The sequence below is a fragment of the Massilia sp. UYP32 genome (assembly GCF_050434365.1).
GTDB lineage: Bacteria > Pseudomonadota > Gammaproteobacteria > Burkholderiales > Burkholderiaceae_D > Telluria > Telluria timonae.
Window position 1 is genome coordinate 17303 of sequence record NZ_JBNDIK010000018.1, and the last position, 17030, is coordinate 34332.

General features: G+C 66.6%; 12 protein-coding genes and 1 pseudogene. 5 read left to right on the forward strand and 8 right to left on the reverse strand.

Translation table 11 applies throughout. The annotated features are described in order from the left end of the window. Positions 1–25: 25 nt before the first annotated feature. Together ABIB42_RS15305 and ABIB42_RS15310 are read left to right on the forward strand one after the other, a co-directional pair. Positions 26–1165, forward strand: a complete 1140-nt coding sequence (locus ABIB42_RS15305; protein ID WP_429248607.1) for an acyl-CoA dehydrogenase family protein — start codon at positions 26–28, stop codon at positions 1163–1165. Next, positions 1162–1713, forward strand: coding sequence for a GNAT family N-acetyltransferase (locus tag ABIB42_RS15310; RefSeq protein WP_429248608.1), 552 nt, complete (start codon positions 1162–1164; stop codon positions 1711–1713). Before ABIB42_RS15305 ends, ABIB42_RS15310 begins: the two co-directional genes overlap by 4 nt. Here ABIB42_RS15310 and ABIB42_RS15315 read toward each other — a convergent pair. The 3 genes from ABIB42_RS15315 to ABIB42_RS15325 form a co-directional block, all read right to left on the reverse strand. Beyond that, the gene (locus tag ABIB42_RS15315) at positions 1706–2758 is read right to left on the reverse strand and encodes a S66 peptidase family protein (protein WP_429248609.1); all 1053 of its coding nucleotides are present in this window, start codon (positions 2756–2758) and stop codon (positions 1706–1708) included. The two genes, ABIB42_RS15310 and ABIB42_RS15315, sit on opposite strands and share 8 nt — an antisense overlap. 83 nt (positions 2759–2841) lie before the next feature. Next, complete coding sequence (locus ABIB42_RS15320) at positions 2842–5694, reverse strand: TonB-dependent receptor domain-containing protein (RefSeq protein WP_429248610.1); 2853 nt, start codon at positions 5692–5694, stop codon at positions 2842–2844. 219 nt (positions 5695–5913) lie between these two features. Continuing rightward, complete coding sequence (locus ABIB42_RS15325; protein ID WP_005664318.1) at positions 5914–7659, reverse strand: ABC transporter substrate-binding protein; 1746 nt, start codon at positions 7657–7659, stop codon at positions 5914–5916. 163 nt (positions 7660–7822) lie between these two features. On the opposite strand from ABIB42_RS15325, the gene ABIB42_RS15330 reads away from it, so the two are divergent. The 3 genes from ABIB42_RS15330 (at position 7823) to ABIB42_RS15340 (ending at position 11846) form a co-directional block, all read left to right on the forward strand. Next, entirely contained in the window at positions 7823–9061 is a 1239-nt protein-coding gene (locus ABIB42_RS15330; protein ID WP_005664317.1) for a nucleoside recognition domain-containing protein, read from the forward strand. 10 nt (positions 9062–9071) lie between these two features. Then, entirely contained in the window at positions 9072–10532 is a 1461-nt protein-coding gene (gene dacB / locus ABIB42_RS15335) for a D-alanyl-D-alanine carboxypeptidase/D-alanyl-D-alanine endopeptidase (RefSeq protein ID WP_429248611.1), read from the forward strand. A gap of 177 nt (positions 10533–10709) precedes the next feature. Beyond that, positions 10710–11846, forward strand: coding sequence for a GGDEF domain-containing protein (locus ABIB42_RS15340; RefSeq protein ID WP_429248612.1), 1137 nt, complete (start codon positions 10710–10712; stop codon positions 11844–11846). Here the strand turns inward: ABIB42_RS15340 and ABIB42_RS15345 are convergent, their stop codons facing one another. The 5 genes and pseudogenes from ABIB42_RS15345 to ABIB42_RS15365 all read right to left on the reverse strand — a co-directional run bounded on the left by ABIB42_RS15345 (position 11847) and on the right by ABIB42_RS15365 (position 17005). Continuing rightward, complete coding sequence (locus ABIB42_RS15345; protein WP_071361016.1) at positions 11847–12458, reverse strand: M15 family metallopeptidase; 612 nt, start codon at positions 12456–12458, stop codon at positions 11847–11849. Positions 12459–12461: 3 nt separating this feature from the next. Further along, entirely contained in the window at positions 12462–13361 is a 900-nt protein-coding gene (locus ABIB42_RS15350; protein WP_005664309.1) for a LysR family transcriptional regulator, read from the reverse strand. Between the two features lie 325 nt (positions 13362–13686). Further along, a pseudogene (locus tag ABIB42_RS15355) lies at positions 13687–14451 on the reverse strand (N-acetylmuramoyl-L-alanine amidase); the annotation flags it as partial. 28 nt (positions 14452–14479) lie between these two features. Beyond that, positions 14480–15397 carry an N-acetylglucosamine kinase gene (locus ABIB42_RS15360; RefSeq protein ID WP_429248613.1) on the reverse strand — a complete coding sequence of 306 codons (918 nt, stop codon included), beginning with the start codon at positions 15395–15397 and terminating at the stop codon, positions 14480–14482. 18 nt (positions 15398–15415) lie between these two features. Continuing rightward, positions 15416–17005 (reverse strand): glycoside hydrolase family 10 protein, encoded by a 1590-nt coding sequence (locus tag ABIB42_RS15365; protein ID WP_169331313.1) that lies wholly within the window; start codon positions 17003–17005, stop codon positions 15416–15418. Positions 17006–17030 lie beyond the last annotated feature (25 nt).

Genomic DNA, 17030 nt, shown 5'->3' on the forward strand with positions numbered 1-17030 from the left:
CACATAAAAAGACACACGAGACACCATGATCCTGAGCGAAGAACACCAGATGATCCGCGACGCCCTGCGCAGCTTTGCGCAGGAGCGCCTGGCCCCCAACGCCGCGCGCTGGGACCGCGAACACCATTTCCCGAAAGAGGAACTGAAGGAACTGGCGGCCCTGGGCGCCTTCGGCGTGGCGGTGCCGGAGCAGTATGGCGGCGCGGGCCTGGACTACGTGTCGCTGGCGCTGGTGCTCGAAGAGATCGCGGCCGGCGACGGCGGCACCTCGACCATCATCTCGGTCAACAACTGCCCCGTGTGCAGCATCGCCATGATGTATGCGAACGAAGAGCAAAAAGCACGCTGGCTGCGCCCTCTCGCCCAGGGAGAGCTGCTGGGCGCCTTCGCCCTCACCGAACCGCACACCGGCAGCGATGCGGCGGCGCTGCGCACCACAGCAGTACGTGACAAAGGCGGTGACGGCGACAGCTACGTCATCAACGGCGCCAAGCAGTTCATCACCAGCGGCAAGCATGGCGACGTGGCCATCGTCATGGCCGTCACCGACAAGGCGGCCGGCAAGAAGGGCATCAGCGCCTTCTGGGTGCCGACCGATACGCCCGGCTACATCGTGGCCGGCATCGAGCAGAAGATGGGCCAGCACTCGTCGGACACGGCGCAGATCGTGTTCGACAACTGCCGTATCCCGGCGGCCAACCTGATCGGCGAGGAAGGCATGGGCTACAAGATCGCCCTGTCCGGGCTGGAGGGCGGCCGCATCGGCATCGCCTCGCAATCGGTCGGCATGGCGCGCGCGGCCTACGAGGCGGCGCTCGGCTATGCGAAGGAACGCGAGAGTTTCGGCAAGCCGATCTTCGAGCACCAGGCGGTGCAGTTCCGCCTGGCCGAGATGGCGATGAAGATCGAAGCCGCGCGCCAGCTGATCCTGCACGCCGCCGCGATGAAGGATGCGGGCCTGCCCTGCCTGAAGGAGGCGGCGATGGCCAAGCTGTTCGCGTCAGAGATGGCCGAGAACGTGGTGTCGAGCGCGATGCAGGTGTTCGGCGGCTATGGCTACGTGGCCGACTTCCCGGTCGAGCGCATCTACCGCGACGTGCGCGTGTGCCAGATCTATGAAGGCACCAGCGATATCCAGAAGATCCTGATCGCGCGCGCGCTGTGAGCCTGCCCTTACTGCGGATCGTGCCGCTCGAGCCCGAGCGGCTGGCGCAGCTGTTCCAGTATCTCGACGACCAGCTGCAGGAAAATGGCCGCGGCGGCATGCCGCTGTTCCAGCCGCTGTCGCGCCTCCAGTCGCGCGTGCCGCCCGAGAAGGCGGCGGCCTTCGCGGCCAGCTTCTCGGTGCCGTTCGGCCAGCCGGGCTGGCGCCATATGTGGATCGCGCTCGACACGCTGGGGGCGATCGCGGGCCATGTCGACCTGCGCGCGCGGTCCGATCCAGCTTCCAGCCACCGCGCGCTGCTGGGCATGGGGGTGCAGCGCGACTACCGGCGCTTTGGACTGGGCCGGCAACTGGTCGAGACGGCGCTGGCCTGGGCTGCCGCCACGCCGCCGCTCGAATGGGTCGACCTCGACGTGCTGTCGGTAAACCTCCCCGCGCGCCGGCTGTACGAACGCGCCGGCTTCGTCGTCACGGGCGAGGTGCCCGACCTGTACCGCATCGATGGCGAATCGCACGGCTCGGTCATGATGAGCCGGCGCGTCAGGTAACGGCAGGCTCCAGCAGCGTGATCGTCTGCGCCCGTGTATCGATCCGCGCCTGGATCCCCATCGGCAGGGTGAACTGGTTGCGGATATGCCCGATCGAATAGCCCGACACCGCCGGAATCGTCAGCGGATGCAGGTGCAGGCCCAGGGTCCGCTCCAGCGTCAATGAAATGTCTTCGTGCTCCGGCCCGCAGTTCTCGCAAATGCCCACCACCAGCGCCGCCGCGTTCTTGAAGCCGCCCGCCAGGTCGAGCTGGGTCATCCAGCGGTCGATCCGGTACGGCGCTTCGTTCACCTCTTCCAGGAACAGGATGCTGCCCGCGATGTCGGCCGCATACGGCGTGCCGGCCAGCGCCGCCACCAGCGACAGGTTGCCGCCCATGAGCGGACCGGTGGCCACGCCGTGGGTGAAGGTGTGGACGCCGAAATGCGGCTCGCTCGCGGCGCGCTGCGCGTTCTCGTGCGACATCGGGATCGTGTAGCCTGCCTGCGGCTCGGTCAGCACCGCCATCATGTGCTGGCTCGAATACGCCGTCATCGTCGACGAGGCCACCGGGCCGTGGAAGGTCACCAGGCCGGTCTGTTTAAAAATCGCGAGATGCAGCGCCGTGATGTCTGAATAGCCGACCAGGACCTTGGGGTTGCGGCGAATGAGCTCGTAGTCGAGGCTCGAGACCAGCGAGATGCAGCCCGAGCCGCCGCGGATCGGCCAGATCGCTTTCACTTCCGGATCGAGGAACATCGCATGCAGGTCGGCCAGGCGCTGCTGCACCGAGCCGGCATAGTTGCCGAACACTTCGCGCAGATAGGCGCCCGTCTTGACCTTGAAACCCAGCGCTTCGATATTGCGCACCGCCTTCTCGATGGCGCGGTCGTTGGTATAACCGCCGGGCGCGATCAGGCCGACGGTGTCGCCGCGCTTCAGGCGCGGTGGTTTGATGAGTTTTTTCATGGGGCGTGAGGGGTGCTGGCGCGCTGCGGCAAGGCCGGGCAAGGCAAGGGACAAGGCGGCGGCGATGGCGCCAAAGCTGCGACGGCTGATCTTCATGCGTGAGGCAGGACTCCAGATGAACAAAGGCCCGCGCCGGGAGGCCGAAAACCTCCATGGCGCGGGCCCTCAGTGTAGGCCAATCAGAAGAACTTGTAGTTGGCCATCAGGGTGAACGAGCGGCCCCGTGGATCGGCGACGCGCGGTTCCCAGCTGCTGCCGGCGCCGGTGTTGCTGTCGTAGGTGATCGCGAACGGCGGATCTTCGTCCAGCAGGTTCTTGACGCCCGCGGTCAGGGTCAGGTTCTGGAAGCCCGTGTAGTTCACCGACAGGTTGAAGATCGAATAGTCGTCGACCTTGCTGCTGTAGTTCGACGGCACGATGCGACCGCTGGCCACGCCCGGCAGCACCTGGTCTTCATAGCCCGAACGGTAGATGTTCTGCAGCATGCCGCTCCAGTTGCCCTGCTTGTAGGTGACGTAGGCGCTATGCTTCCACTTCAGGCCCAGGTCGCCGGTGAACAGGAAGCGGCCCACTTCGCTTTCGCCGAATTCCGAGTTCTTCGTGGCGCGCGACTTCTTCTCGAGCAGGCGCGAGCCGTCCAGGCCCACGGTCCACACGGCGCCGGTGCTGAACTTGCCGTTCAGGCGGGCGCCGACTTCGACGCCGCGCGTGATGCGCTCGCCGGCATTGAGCCAGCGCTGGTCGATCGCCACCAGGTTACCGGCCGGGTCGCGGAAGAACTGGTCCTGGAACAGATTGTAGTTCTCGACCATGGTCGCCACGTTGAACGAGTCGATCGTGTCGTACTTGCGGATCTCCCACAGGTCGGCATTGGCCGAGAAGTAGTTGGTCGGCTCGAACACCACGCCCAGGCTGCCCTGTTTCGCGGTTTCCGGTCCCAGCGTATTCTTGCCACCGGTCAGCGTGATCGGATTGACGGCATCGCAGCCCGGCACGGTGGAATCGACGCGGCCGATCGGGCAGGTGGCCGGGTCGGCCAGATCCTTGCCTGCATACGGCGACTCGGTCACGCCGTTGAACAGCTGGTTGAACGACGGTGCGCGGAAGCTTTCGTTGTACGAGCCGCGGAACATCAGTTGCGGGATCGGCTGGTAGCGGAACGACACCTTCGGATTCGTGGTGGCGCCGAAGCCCGTGTAGTCGTCGCGGCGGATGGCGAAGGTCAGTTCCAGCGCCTGGGTCACCGGCACCAGCACCTCGGCGTAGATCGCCTTGATGTCGCGCTTGACCTGGTCGAGCGCGTTGACGTCGTCGAACGGCGCGTTCAGGATCGCCGGACGCGCGTCGGCGGCGCGGCGGTCGCCATTGAACTTGTATTCCTCGCGGCGCAGGTCGGTGCCCAGCGCGGCCATGACGGGGCCGGCCGGCAGGTTGAACAGTTCGCCCGAAATCGCGGCATCGAACTGCGTCATGGTCACTTTGCCGCCATACATCACCACGCCGGCGGCCGAGGTGGCGCGGATCGCGTCGATCGCTTCCTGGCTCTGGCTCTGGCCCGGCAGCAGGAACGGGTTCACGATGCCCGAACCCAGCACGTCGGCCAGCGCCCGGGTGTAGTTGTAGCCGGTGCCCAGCGTCGAATCCGATTCGCTGAAGGCGCGCGACAGGCCCACGCGGTAGTCGTAGCGCTTGCCGAACAGGCTCAATGGTCCGTCGGCGCCCAGCAGCAGGCGGCCGGCCTTGGTCTCGGTCTCGATCTCGCGGTTGCCGCACTCCATGCAGCGCCAGCGGTAGGCGATCGGCAGGCCGTAGTTGGCCGAGATGCTCGGGAAGACCTTGACCAGCGCGTTGTACACGTCGTCGTAGGCGGCGCCGGTGCTTGGGTAGAACGAGGTCGGACCGAAGGTCGAGGCGGAAGGAGAAATCTGATTCGGCGAGAAGCGCTTGGCTACTTCGACGCGCGAGGCCACGCCTTCGGCATAGAACTCGTGCTCGCCCATGCGGAAGGTGGCGCGCGCCAGCGCATTCGAATTCTTGACCGGCTGCTGCAGCACGGCGGCGCGGCCGGTATCCCAGGCGCAGCCATAGGCGGCGCCCGGCGAATCCCAGAGCTTCTCGTCGTAGGCGCCCATGCCGTCGATGCTGTCGCAGCCAGGGCCGCCCGGCAGGTCGAGCAGGCTGATGCCGTTGTAGGCCACGGTGCCGCCGCCCGGGATGGTCGGACCGGTGCCGGTGCGCGACAGCAGGGTCGGCGCCAGGGTGGTGGCGAAGATGTTGCCGCTCGGCGTGCCGCGGGTATCGACCGACACGCCGCGGTTCGGCTGGAAGGTATTCACGAAATCACGCTGGTCGCCGCGCAGCGCCTTGTTCTCGCTGTGCGCGGCCGTCACCAGCACGTTCCAGCCCTGGGTGTCGAGGTCGCCCCAGCCGCCGGTGATGGTGGCGCGGCCGATTTCGCCGCCGCTCTCTTCGGCGATGTCGGTGAAGGCCTGGGCTTCCAGGCCCTTGTAGTTCTTGCGCAGGATGAAGTTGATCACGCCGCCGATCGCGTCGGTGCCATACACGGCCGAGGCGCCGTCCTTCAGCACTTCGACGCGCTCGACCGCCGCCATCGGGATCGAGTTCAGGTCGACCGCCGAGCCCTTCATGCCGTGGGTCGCGACGCGGCGGCCGTTGAGCAGCACCAGGGTCGAATCGGAACCCTGGCCGCGCAGGTTGGCGCTCGAGGCGCCGTTGTTGCCGCGCTGGGCGCCGGACGTCACGTCGGCGTTCGACGCCAGGTTGTCGGAACCGTTGCCGTTGACGTTCAGGGTCGCGATCAGCTGCTCGGCCGTCACGATGCCCTGGTCCTCGAGCTGTTTGCGCGAAATGATTTCAACCGGCAGCGCACCTTCCTTGGCGATGCGCTTGATGCTCGAGCCGGTGATTTCCACCCGCTGCATCGACGCTTCCGCCTGTGCCTGCGCTTGTGCCACGATCGGGGCGGCAGCGCCCATCAAGGCCATCCACTGTGCCAGCTCTTTTAATTTCACCGTGTTTCTCCTAACGTTTCCCTTGGCGGTCTTGGGCCAGTCTGGTGCACCGCAGGGGTGCGGCGCCTGGCCTGCTCTCTTCGTAATGGCTAGTTCGCTCTTAGCATTACGTTATGTTGTGAATTCAGAGTACGCCCACAAAAATCTCAGGTGCCAATGAATTATCTGGAGGGCAGTATAACCAGCAGGAATATTTTATTTAGGAAAAACTAACGGAATCTATCGCTTAGCTCTGGCGGAGCGTGCTCTTTGCGCAACATCGACATCGAGGTAACGCCAGGTCGTGAATTCGACCGGATGCCGTTTGTAGTTTTTCAACCACGGATGACGCAGGTCGCCGGACAGCACATGGGTCAACGGCACCCATGGGTTATAGGCGTGGATGAGCTGATTCATCTCGAAATACAGCTGGTTGCGCTGCGCACCATCGCCGAGCAGACGCGCTCTTTCGTAGCGCACGTTGTACTCGGGCAGGTTGAAACGCGCGTAGTTGGCGCGGCCCGCATTGGGTCCGTACAGCAGCTGGTAAAAATTGTCGCCGTCGGGGAAGTCGGCAATCCAGTTACTTTCGAACATCTGCACCGTGCCCAGGCGCGACGCCTTGATGATCTCGGTCTTCTTGTCCGACTTGAACACCACGCGCAGGCCGATCGCGTTCAGGCATTTTCTCCACAACTCGTCGCGCAGGCGGCCGCCGACGGTGGCTTCGCTGTGCATCGTGAGCGTCAGCGGCTTGCCACCAGGCGCGCGCCGGAAACCATCGGCATCGCGCCCGTCGTAGCCATGGCGGTCCAGCAGCGCGTTGGCCAGCGCCGGGTTGTAGGGCACCGGGCTGCGGTAATCCGGATCGTAGCCGAGCACGTTCGGCGGCAGCGGCGATTCGGCCTTGATCGCGAATCCCTTCTTGAGCAGCGCGATGTCTTCCGCGCTGTTATACGACATCGAGATCGCGCGCCGCAGCGCTACCCTGTCCTTTCCGTAGCCGCCGACCACCGGGTCGTTCATGTTCATCCACATGTAATAGGTCTGCAGCACCGGGAAGCGCGACAGCACGATGCCGCGCGCCGCCAGCTCGGGTTTGAGTTCGCCATCGCGCACCACCATCTCGGTCATCGATTCGGGAATCTGTTCCAGGTAGTCGTATTCGCCATTCAGGAAGCCCAGCATGCGGCCCTGGAATTCCTCGGCGATCTTCACGTCGATCCGGTCCACCCGCGGCAGGCGTTTTCCGTTCAGGGCGGCGGCAATCGCCCGGTCTTCCGGGTCGTCTCCCGGCGTGGCATGGAACACGGCCGTCGAATAGGGATTCGCCAGCAGGACGATGCGGTCGCTGCGCTTCCATTCCTTGACCATGAAGGGGCCGGTGCCGACCGGATGGTTGCCGGCCTGGCCCGGATAGGCCTCGATCACCTCGCGCGCCACCACGCCGGTGGCCGGGGTGGCGAGATAGAACAGGAAGTTGTTGTCGGGCGCGGCCAGGCGGATGCGCAGGGTGTAGCGGTCGACCGCCTCCACCTGCTTGCCTTCGAGCATATACGACCAGGGCGACCTGAGCGACGGGTCGCGCAGGCGCTCGAGGCTGTAGACATAGTCGGCGGCGGTGACTTCGCGCTTCACGCCCTTGAAGGCCGGGTCGGGCGTGAAATGGATGCCGGGGCGGATGCGGAAGGTATACGTCAGGCCGTCGGCGCTCACCTGGGGCATCGCAGTTACCGTGTTCGGCCGCAGCTTGGCCGGCCGCGCCAGGTAGTCGTAGCGCAGCAGCGGATCGAACAGGTTTTCCAGCAGCGACAGGGTGGCGTTGTCGGACGCCATCGCCGGGTCGAGCCCCGTTTCGCTGGTGGACAGGAACATGCGCAGCACTTTTTGCTCCGACTGCGCCGGCGGCTGCGCCTGGGCTCCGGCCGCCTGCGCACCAAGGCAGGACAGGGTGAATACAAGGGCGGCGGCGTAGCGGAATGTCATGACGGCGGGGCGTGTTGGGCGTTGCGTATCATAGGCCGGCGCCCTGCCCGAGGCAACGCTCATAACTTTTGCACATGGTGCGGCTGCATTCTTTCATCCACGCGGCTTGCCCTCAGCCCCTGTCCACTGCACAATCGTGCGATACCCAGCAGCGACCTACTTCATGGCACTCAATTACATCTGGACTGGCTTCTTCCTCGTCGGCTTCATCGCAGCGCTATTCCAATGGCTGTTCCTCGGCGATACCGAGATTTTCAAGCGCATCATCGACGGCACCTTCGACTCGGCCAAGATGGCCGTGATGGACATCGCCCTGCCGCTCGCCGGCGTGATGACCTTCTGGCTGGGCATCATGAACGTCGGCGAAAAGGCCGGCGCCATCAACCTGTTCGCGCGCGTGATCGCGCCCTTCTTTTCGCGCATCTTCCCCGGCGTGCCGCGGGACCATCCGGCCAATGGCCACATGGTGATGAACTTCTCGGCCAATATGCTGGGGCTGGACAACGCCGCCACGCCCTTCGGCCTGAAGGCGATGGAAAGCCTGCAGTCGATCAACCCGAAGAAGGACGAGGCCAGCGACGCCCAGCTGATGTTCCTGGTGATCCAGACCTCCGGCCTGACCATCATCCCGCTGGCCGTCATGGCCCAGCGCGCGGTGCTCGGCGCCGCCAATCCGGCCGACATCTTCATCCCGACCCTGATCGCCACCTATACCGCCACCATCTTCAGCATCATCGCGGTGGGCATCCGCCAGCGCATCAATATGTTCGACCCGGTGGTCTTTGCCTGGATCGGCGGCACCGCCGCGCTGATCGCGTCGATGGTGTTCAGTTTTACCTACTTCCTCGATAAATCGCAGATCCAGCTGGTGTCGACCGTGGTCGCCAACCTGGTGCTGTTCTCGGTGATCGCCGCCTTCATGACCGGGGCCCTGATGAAAAAGGTGAACGTGTTCGAGGCCTTCATCGAAGGCGCCAAGGGCGGAGTCGAGACCGCGATCAAGATCATCCCCTACCTGGTCGGCATGATCGTCGCGATCAGCGTGGTGCGCAACTCCGGCATCCTGGGCCTGATCGTGAACGGCTTCGCCTGGGTGTTCGCCTCGCTCGGCCTGCAGACCGACTTCGTCGGCGCGCTGCCGACCGCGCTCATGAAGTCGCTGTCGGGCAGCGGCGCGCGCGCCATGATGATCGATGCGATCAATACCTACGGCGTCGATTCCTTCGTCGGCCGCCTGGCCAGCATCCTGCAGGGCGCCTCGGACACCACTTTCTACATCATCGCCCTGTATTTCGGCTCGGTCGGCATCCGCAAGACCCGCTATGCGGTCAGCTATGGCCTGCTGGCCGACCTGATCGGCATCGTCGCCGCCATCTTCGTCGCCTATCTCTTCTTCGGTTAAAAGGAACAGCATGCTCCAACGCTCCGTCTTCGCTCTTGCCGCGCTCTTCACGAGCATCTCGTTCGCCCACGCCCAGCTGCCGCAACCGGTGGCCCAGGCGCTGCAGCAGAACGGCATCGGGCAGGACGAGATCGGGGTGCTGGTGCTGCGCGGCGACGCCACCGTGCTGGAACACCGGGCCGGCCTGCCGATGCAGCCGGCATCGACCATGAAGCTGGTGACGACCCTGGTCGGCCTGGAACGCCTGGGCCCCGCCTTCCGCGGCCGCACCGAGCTGCGCACCACTGGCCAGGTCGAGGACGGCGTGCTGCGCGGGAGCCTGTACATGAAGGGCGGCGCCGATGCCGACTTATCCGGCGAACACATCGCCGACATGCTGCGCGCGCTGCGCTACGAGGGCATCGAACGCATCGAGGGCGACCTGGTGCTCGACCGCGCCCTGTTCCAGCCGGACCGTCCGGATGTCGGCCTGCCGCCGTTCGACGAGTCGCCCGAAGCGTATTACAACGTGATCCCCGACGCCCTGCTGGTCAACAAGAACATGCTGCAGCTCGACATGCGCTCCACCGCGTCAACCCTGCGGCTGCGCATGCATCCGCAACTGGAGCGGGTCTCGGTGGCCTCCGAGATGACCCTGGTCGACGCCGACTGCGCCCAATGGGAGGCCGGCTGGAAGCTGCCCGAGGCGCAGCGCCAGCCCGATGGCCGCATCAAGGTGGTCTTGCGCGGCACCTTTCCGAAGAACTGCAACCGCAGCTACGGCGTCAACGTGCTCGATCGCGACGATTACGTGAGCCGCCTGGTGCGCCAGGCCTGGAGCGATCAAGGAGGCGTGCTGAGCGGCCGCACCATCACCGGCGCGACGCCGCTTGACGCCCGTCTGCTCGCCGCCCACGTGTCGCGGCTGCTGCCGGAACTGGTGCGCGACACCAACAAGCCTTCCGACAACGCGCTGGCGCGCACCCTGTTCCTGAGCCTGGGCAGCCTGCAGGCCGATCCGGTGGCGGGCAGCCTGGCGCTGCCGCTGGCCGGGGAATCGACCTTCGCCCGCGCCGACGCCGCCGTGCGCGCCTGGCTGCGCGAAAAGCAGATCGACGACACCGGCTTCGTGATCGACAACGGCTCCGGCCTGTCGCGCATCGAGCGCATCAGCGCGCAGCAGATGGCGCGCCTGTTGCAGGCCGGGCTGCGCAGCCCCTGGGCGCCGGAATTCCAGTCCAGCATCCCGATCGGCGCGGTCGACGGCACCATGCGCCGCCGCCTGCAGGACAGCCCCGCCGCCGGCCGCGCGCGCCTCAAGACAGGCTCGCTGCGCAACGTCACCGCCCTGGCCGGCTACGTGCCGGACGCGAGCGGCATTCCTTGCGTGTTCGTGGCGATGATCAACAGCGAGCAAAGCGGCAATGGCCGCGGACGCATCGTGCTCGACACGCTGGTGGACTGGGTGGCGCGCTCGGGCGCGGCGCCCTGAACCGGGAATGCACAGGTAAACAATGCTGTCGAAACAAGGTCACTATCGAATTACTATAATTCGTTAGTTTTCGATAGCAAAAGCTGACACAATAGCGGCCTGGTGTGTGTCCCGCGCTCCGGTTCCGCCTCCGCAGGACGCGTTGCCGACCTTCAAGTTTGGCTGTCCTGATCATCCATGAAATTCCATCCCCTGACCGGAGAATTCGCGCGCGCCGCAGACGAGACCGAATTCCTGAACAGTCAGCTCCCCCGTACGCGCTCGCTGCTCGGCTTCACGCTGCTGTTCTGCGTCGTGTTTTTCCAGTTCTTCTTCCTGACCGATATCGCGGCGCTGGGCCTGGACACCGCGCTCAGGGAGACCCTGCCGGCGCGCCTGGGCGTGGCCCTCAATGGCGGCGTCTGCGCCTGGCTGGCCTATCGCCGTCCGCTGTCCATACGCGGCACCCGGCTGGCCGCGTCGAGCGCCGAGATCCTGTCGCTGGGCTGCTTCATGGTGGTCGCGCTGGCCCGTCCGAACGAGGTGCACTGGCATACGCTGTCGATGGTGGTGATCCAGGTCGTGATCTACCTGTACATCCCGAACCGGCTGGCCTACGCCACCGCGATCGCGAGCGGCGGCGTCATCGTCTTCCTGGCGCTGGTGCACACCCTGCTGCCGCCGCGGCCGGTGGCCGACCTGCTCACCATGGGCATGCTGCTGGCGATGATCAACACCTTCGGCATCCTGGCGGCGCGCCGTTTCAACCGGGTGGCGCGCGAGGAATTCCGGCTGCAGACGCAATTGAAGCGCCTGGCCGAGCGCGACCAGCTCACCGGCTGCTACAACCGCCACTACCTGAACGACCATCTGCTGGGCGCCGAGCTGGCGCGGGCGCGGCGCTTCGGCCATCCGGTCTCGGTGGTGCTGTGCGATATCGATCACTTCAAGCACATCAACGACACCTTCGGCCACCACCAGGGCGACCACGTGATCCAGAACTTCGCCACCCTGCTGCAGCGGATGACGCGCCAGGGCGTCGATGCGGTGGTGCGCTACGGCGGCGAGGAATTCCTGCTGATCCTGCCCGAGACCGGGCCGGCGGGGGCGACCGTCCTGGCCGACCGCCTGCGCGATGCCTTCGCCGCCAGCACCTTCACGGTCGACGGCGAACCGGTGCCGACCAGCGCCAGCTTCGGCGTGGCCGCCTTCGATTTCGCCAGCGCCGACCTGCGCGTCACCCTGCCCGACCTGATCGTGGCGGCCGACAAGCAGCTGTATGCGGCCAAGCGCAACGGCCGCAACCGGGTCGAGTCGGTCGAGCTGGCCGCGTAACTACAGCACCCGGCGGAAGGTCGCGCGCACCAGGTCGCGGTCGCCGCAATCGAAGTGCCACCATTCGGTCTTGATGCCCAGGAAGCCGGCCTGCAGCATCGCCGTGCGTAGCAGGCGGCGGTTGGCCAGCTGCTGCTCGGTCAGTTGCCCGGCCAGCAAAAAGCCTTCTTCCAGCGCCGGATGCGACAGCTCCGTCATGTCGTCGAAGCCGGTGCCCATGTCCAGTTCGACGCCGTCGGCATCGAGCAAGGTGATGTCGAGCGCCATGCCGTAGGAGTGGATCGAGCCGCGCGCCGGATCGGCCAGATACAGGCGCAGGTCGGTGCCCTCGAGCGCATCCCACAACTGCTGCTGGACGCGCTGCGGACGCAGGGCGTCCAGCACCAGCGGCTTCAAGCCGGGCGCATGCACGGCCAGCCAGGCCACCGCGCGCTCGAGCGCCGCCGCCGCCTCGACGTGCAGCCAGGCGCAGTCGTAGGGCGAATACAGGTCGCGTCCGACGAAGTTGTTGGCCGTGGCGTAGCGCAGGTCGACGTCGATGCCGGCGATGCTGTCCAGGTGGCGAAATTCGGGGCTGCCGGCGATGTCCTCGCTGGCGAGGGTAAGCGTCATGGTCTACTTTTGTTCAAGGCAGGCGCGCGCGGTCGCGCCGATGCAGTTAGCCAGCTCGCGCGCCCCGTGCGACAGGGGCGAATGGCTGGCGGTGAGCAGGTACAGGTGCACCGGGATCGATGGCGACCACTGGCGGCACTGCACCTTGCTTGGGGCCGCCGAAGCGGCGGTGAACGGGTCGAGGATGGCGGTGCCGGCGCCGGCCTCCACCAGCGAGCGCGCGATCTGGTAAGTCTGCACCACGGTGCGGAACACCGGCTGCACACCCTGGGCCTCGCAGGCGGCGACGACCATCTCGCCCAGCGGATCGCGGTCGGCCAGGCCGATCAGTTCGCCGCTCAGGTCTTCGGCCGAGATCGGCTTCTTGCATTCGTCGTCGGTCCAGGTGCCGGCGGGCGCCACCACGGTCAGCAGGCCGTGGGCGATCGGCTCGGCCACGATGCCGGGATGGCGCGGATCCTGCAGCGACAGCGCGAGGTCGGCTTCGCCCAGGCGCAGCGCATTGACGATCTCGCTCGTGTGATGCGTTGCAAGCTCACAACGGGTTTCGGGAAAATCGCGGCGCCAGGCCGTCATCCCCACCGGCAGCACGCTGACCGCGATGGTCGGCGTCGACACCAGGCGCACGGTCTCGACCGCGCGGCCCTTGAGGCTGGCGGCCAGGCGGCGGATGCCCTGCAGGTCGCGGTTCAGTTTCTCGGTTTCGGCGAACAGGCGGTGCGCTTCCGGCTTGGGATACAGCTTGCCGCGCACGCGCTCGAACAGCGGCATGCCCAGCTGCAGCTCGGCGTGCTGCAGCACCTTGGTCACCGCCGGCTGGGAGATATGCAGCACCTGGGCGGCGCCGCTGATGGTGCCGACTTGCATGATGGCGTGGAATACCTCGATATGACGCAGACGCATTGCTTCATCCTTCAGTAGAAAACCCACCCCGCATACGCACAGGGTGGATGGGCGAAGGATACAGCGAAAATTGCTGTACGGCGATGGGTCACGGTGTATTCACTGGCGGCGTGGCAGGCACGGGCGCAGGCACCGGCGCGGTCGGCGGCACGTTCTCCAGCGCGCCCGGCAGCGGCTCGGCAGTCGGGGCCGGCGCCGATGGCGGCACTGGCGTACCGACCGGCGGCATGGGCGCCGGCATGGGCGCCGGCGCTTGCTGCGGCAGCGGCAGCGGCTGGGCCGGGATCACCGGCATCGGCGGCGGCGGAGTGCCGGCCGGCGTGGTCAGCACTTCGAGCAGCGCCGCCGTCTCGGCGTCCGGATTGCCGGAAATGTCCAGCGGACGGTATTTCATCTGGAATGCCGCCAGCGTGGTGCGGGTGGCTTCGTCGTACACGCCGCTTTGCACAATGCCGAAACCGTGGGTCGCCAGCTTGCGCTGGAACCAGCCGACGTCGGGCAGCAGGGCGTCGAAGGCCGGGCGCACGGCCGCCACGCGGGCGGCGTCCGGCCACAGCACCAGGCCCTCTTGCGCCAGGCGCTGCCACGGAAATTGCGGACCCGGATCCTGCTTCCTCAGCGGCGCGATGTCGCTGTGGCCCAGCACGTTCTCGGGCGCGATACCGTGGCGCTGGACAATGTCTTTTACCAGCGGAACCAGGGCGTCCACCTGCGCCTGCGGGAACGGCGCATAGACGCGGCCGGTCGGCGTGTCCTTCCAGCCGGCGTTGACGATCTCGATGCCGATCGAGCTGTTGTTCAGCTGGGTGAAGTTCTTCCAGCTCGAGTTGCCGGCATGCCAGGCGGCGCGGTTCTCGTCGACCAGGCGATAGATCTTCGGCGTCGCCTCGTCGGTCAGCAGGTAGTGCGAGCTGACCTGCTGCTCGGTCAGGATCTTGATCGAGCTCGGCGTGTTGGCGACCGTGTAATGCAGCACCAGGAAGCGCGCCCGGCTCGACTGGCCCTTGGCGGTATAGGTGGTGTCGTAGCGCGGGACGGTGGAGCAGCCCGCCAGCACGGTCAGGGCGAGTAAGGCGGCGATCGATTTCATCTTGTTCTCCTTGGTGGTTTCTTGTCGTTCAACCCAGCGCCAGGCGCGCGGCCGCGTGGTGGGCGCGCAATCCGGTCTGCGCGAAGTCGATATTCGGGGGCAGCGCTGCGCGCATGGTGTCGGCGATCAGCGGATGCAGTTCGGCGGCGCGTCCGCTCAAGGCCACCGGACGCGCCCCGAAGCGCGCGATCAAGGCCGACGCCAGGCGCGCCAGTTCGCGGCCGGCATCGGCCAGGATGGCGCGCGCCGCCGGATCGCTTTGCGCGCTGGCGGCGACGGCCAGCGCCAGCTTGCCGACCGTCCCGCGCTCGCTTTGATAGATGAACTTTCGCGATTCGGCCCAGTCCGATCCGCCGACGTATTCGAACACGGCATGCGCCATCGGCGAATCCCGCCAGCAGCCAGGACGTTCGTCCTCATTGCGCCAGATGTGGCGCAGCGCTTCGCGCGCGATCCAGAAGCCGCCGCCGCCATCGTCCAGCACCACGCCGCGGCCGCCGGCGCGGTGGAACACGTCGTGCTCGTCGATGAAGGCCCCGATCGAACCGGTGCCGGCATAGACCAGGTAACCTTCGCCCGGCGCGAAGCTGGCGCGGTAGGCGATCTCGATGTCGTTGCACAAGGTGACCGCGCCCGGCGCCACGCCCAGCAAGGCGGCCAGCCAGCCCTGCAGCAGTTCGCCATCGCCGCCGAAGCCGGTCAGGCCGGCCTGCACCCGCACCGGGTTCGCATGCTGCAATACCGCCGCCGCCAGCCGTTCGAAGGTGGCGCGCACGGCGTCGCGGCCGTGGGGCGTGGCCATCTGCAGGGCGGAGAGACCGTCGACCGTGCCCTCGGCCAGGATCGCGCCGCCGGGCGCCGCCAGCGCCCAGCGGGTCTGGGTGCCGCCGGCGTCGATGCCCAGGCCGGCGCCTGCTACGCGCAGAATGTCTTGATCAGTCGGCATACCGTGATGCTACCCGCATTATGGTTTCGACCACACACGCACGCGCTCGCCCTCGTTGCCGAGGCGGTCGACCGCGCTCACCACGACGATCTCGGCCGGGCCGAGGCGTTCGTCGTCGGAAATCGTCCAGGTCGCGCGCGCCGCCGGCGCCACGGCGAAGCGCCATTCATTGCCGTGGCGGGCCCAGATCGCATACAGGGCATTGCCCTTGCCCGCCTTCAGGCTCAGGTCGACCGATCTGGCGCCGCGGGTCGCCTTGATCGCGGGCGTGCCGGGCCGCGTGCTGCCCAGCCACGGCGTGGCCGGCACCAGCGCCTGGCCGGTGTAGCGGGTCGTGCGCAGCTGGTCGCTGATGCCCTTGCGGTTCTGCATCAGGGCCACCATGCTGAAGTGGATGTGGCCGGTGGCCAGCGGACGCGAACGGGTCACGCTGACCTGCTGCAGCACTTCGTCCGGCTCGTAGTCGCGGGTCGGCGCGCCGATGCGGCTGGTGAACAGACCCGGCCAGATATGGCGGCCGAGCGGGTTCTGGCCGATCCAGTAGTCCAGCAGCACGTCATAGGCCTGGCCCGGCGGCTTGATCGGCCAGTACAGCTGCGGCACGAAGTAGTCGAGCCAGCCCTCCTGCAGCCACAGTTCGGCGTCGGCATACAGCTTGTCGTATTGCGAGAAGCCGACGATGCCAGGCGGACGGCGGTCGGGCCGGCCCAGGCCGAAGGGGCTGATGCCGAAGCGCACCCAGCTTTTTTCGGCATGGATGCCCTTGTACATGGCCTCGATCAGGCGGTTGACATTGTCGCGGCGCCAGTCGGCGCGCGCCAATGTGCCGCCGCTCTTCAGGTAGCGCTGCCAGGCCGGATCGTCGGGGAAGTCCAGTTCGGCCCTGGCCGCGCGGCCATCCAGCGCGGCGGCATTGCCGGCCACGGCCGGCGTGGCCTCGATCGGGTAGGGATAGAAATAGTCGTCGATGTGCACGCCGTCGATGTCGTAGCGGCGCACGACGTCGAGGATCACGTCCATGGTCTGCTTGACGGCTTCCGGCTCGCCCGGGTCCATCCACATGAACTTGCCATAGCGCTTGACGATGTCGGGATTGGTGTTGGTGATGTGGTTCGGCGCCGACTGCGAGCGCGCCGCGTCCATGCGCGCACGGTAGGGGTTGAACCAGGCGTGCAGCTCGAGGCCGCGCGCATGCGCCTGGTCGATCCAGAACTTGAGCGGATCGTAGGCCGGCATTGGCGGTTTGCCTTGCGCGCCGCTCAGGTACTCGGTCCACGGCTCGATCTTCGACGGATAGATCGCATCGGCCGAAGGACGCACCTGCAGCACGATCGCATTCAGGTTCAGCGACTTGGCGCGGTCGAGGATGGCGATGGCTTCCTGCTGCTGCTTGGCGGACGACAGGCCGGGCTTGCTGGGCCAGTCGATATTGGCGACGGTCGAGACCCAGGCGGCGCGCAGCTCGCGCGGCGCGGCGGGCGGGTCGTCGCCGCCGCTGGTTTCGGCGACCGGCACGTCGCGGGTGAGCGGCTTGGTGCCGCAGCCGGCCAGCAGACCGCCCAGGGCGAAGGCGCTGGCCATGCCGAGCGTGAAAGCGCGTTTGTTCATATCGGGAAGCAAAGTGGCTCCTTTG

Coding starts and splice junctions, on each gene's coding strand:
- dacB (WP_429248611.1), top strand. CDS start 9,072: ATGCTCCAACGCTCCGTCTTCGCTCTTGCCGCGCTCTTCACGAGCATC.
- ABIB42_RS15330 (WP_005664317.1), top strand. CDS start 7,823: ATGGCACTCAATTACATCTGGACTGGCTTCTTCCTCGTCGGCTTCATC.
- ABIB42_RS15305 (WP_429248607.1), top strand. CDS start 26: ATGATCCTGAGCGAAGAACACCAGATGATCCGCGACGCCCTGCGCAGC.
- ABIB42_RS15315 (WP_429248609.1), bottom strand. CDS start 2,758: ATGAAGATCAGCCGTCGCAGCTTTGGCGCCATCGCCGCCGCCTTGTCC.
- ABIB42_RS15350 (WP_005664309.1), bottom strand. CDS start 13,361: ATGCGTCTGCGTCATATCGAGGTATTCCACGCCATCATGCAAGTCGGC.
- ABIB42_RS15365 (WP_169331313.1), bottom strand. CDS start 17,005: ATGAACAAACGCGCTTTCACGCTCGGCATGGCCAGCGCCTTCGCCCTG.
- ABIB42_RS15345 (WP_071361016.1), bottom strand. CDS start 12,458: ATGACGCTTACCCTCGCCAGCGAGGACATCGCCGGCAGCCCCGAATTT.
- ABIB42_RS15360 (WP_429248613.1), bottom strand. CDS start 15,397: ATGCCGACTGATCAAGACATTCTGCGCGTAGCAGGCGCCGGCCTGGGC.
- ABIB42_RS15340 (WP_429248612.1), top strand. CDS start 10,710: ATGAAATTCCATCCCCTGACCGGAGAATTCGCGCGCGCCGCAGACGAG.
- ABIB42_RS15325 (WP_005664318.1), bottom strand. CDS start 7,659: ATGACATTCCGCTACGCCGCCGCCCTTGTATTCACCCTGTCCTGCCTT.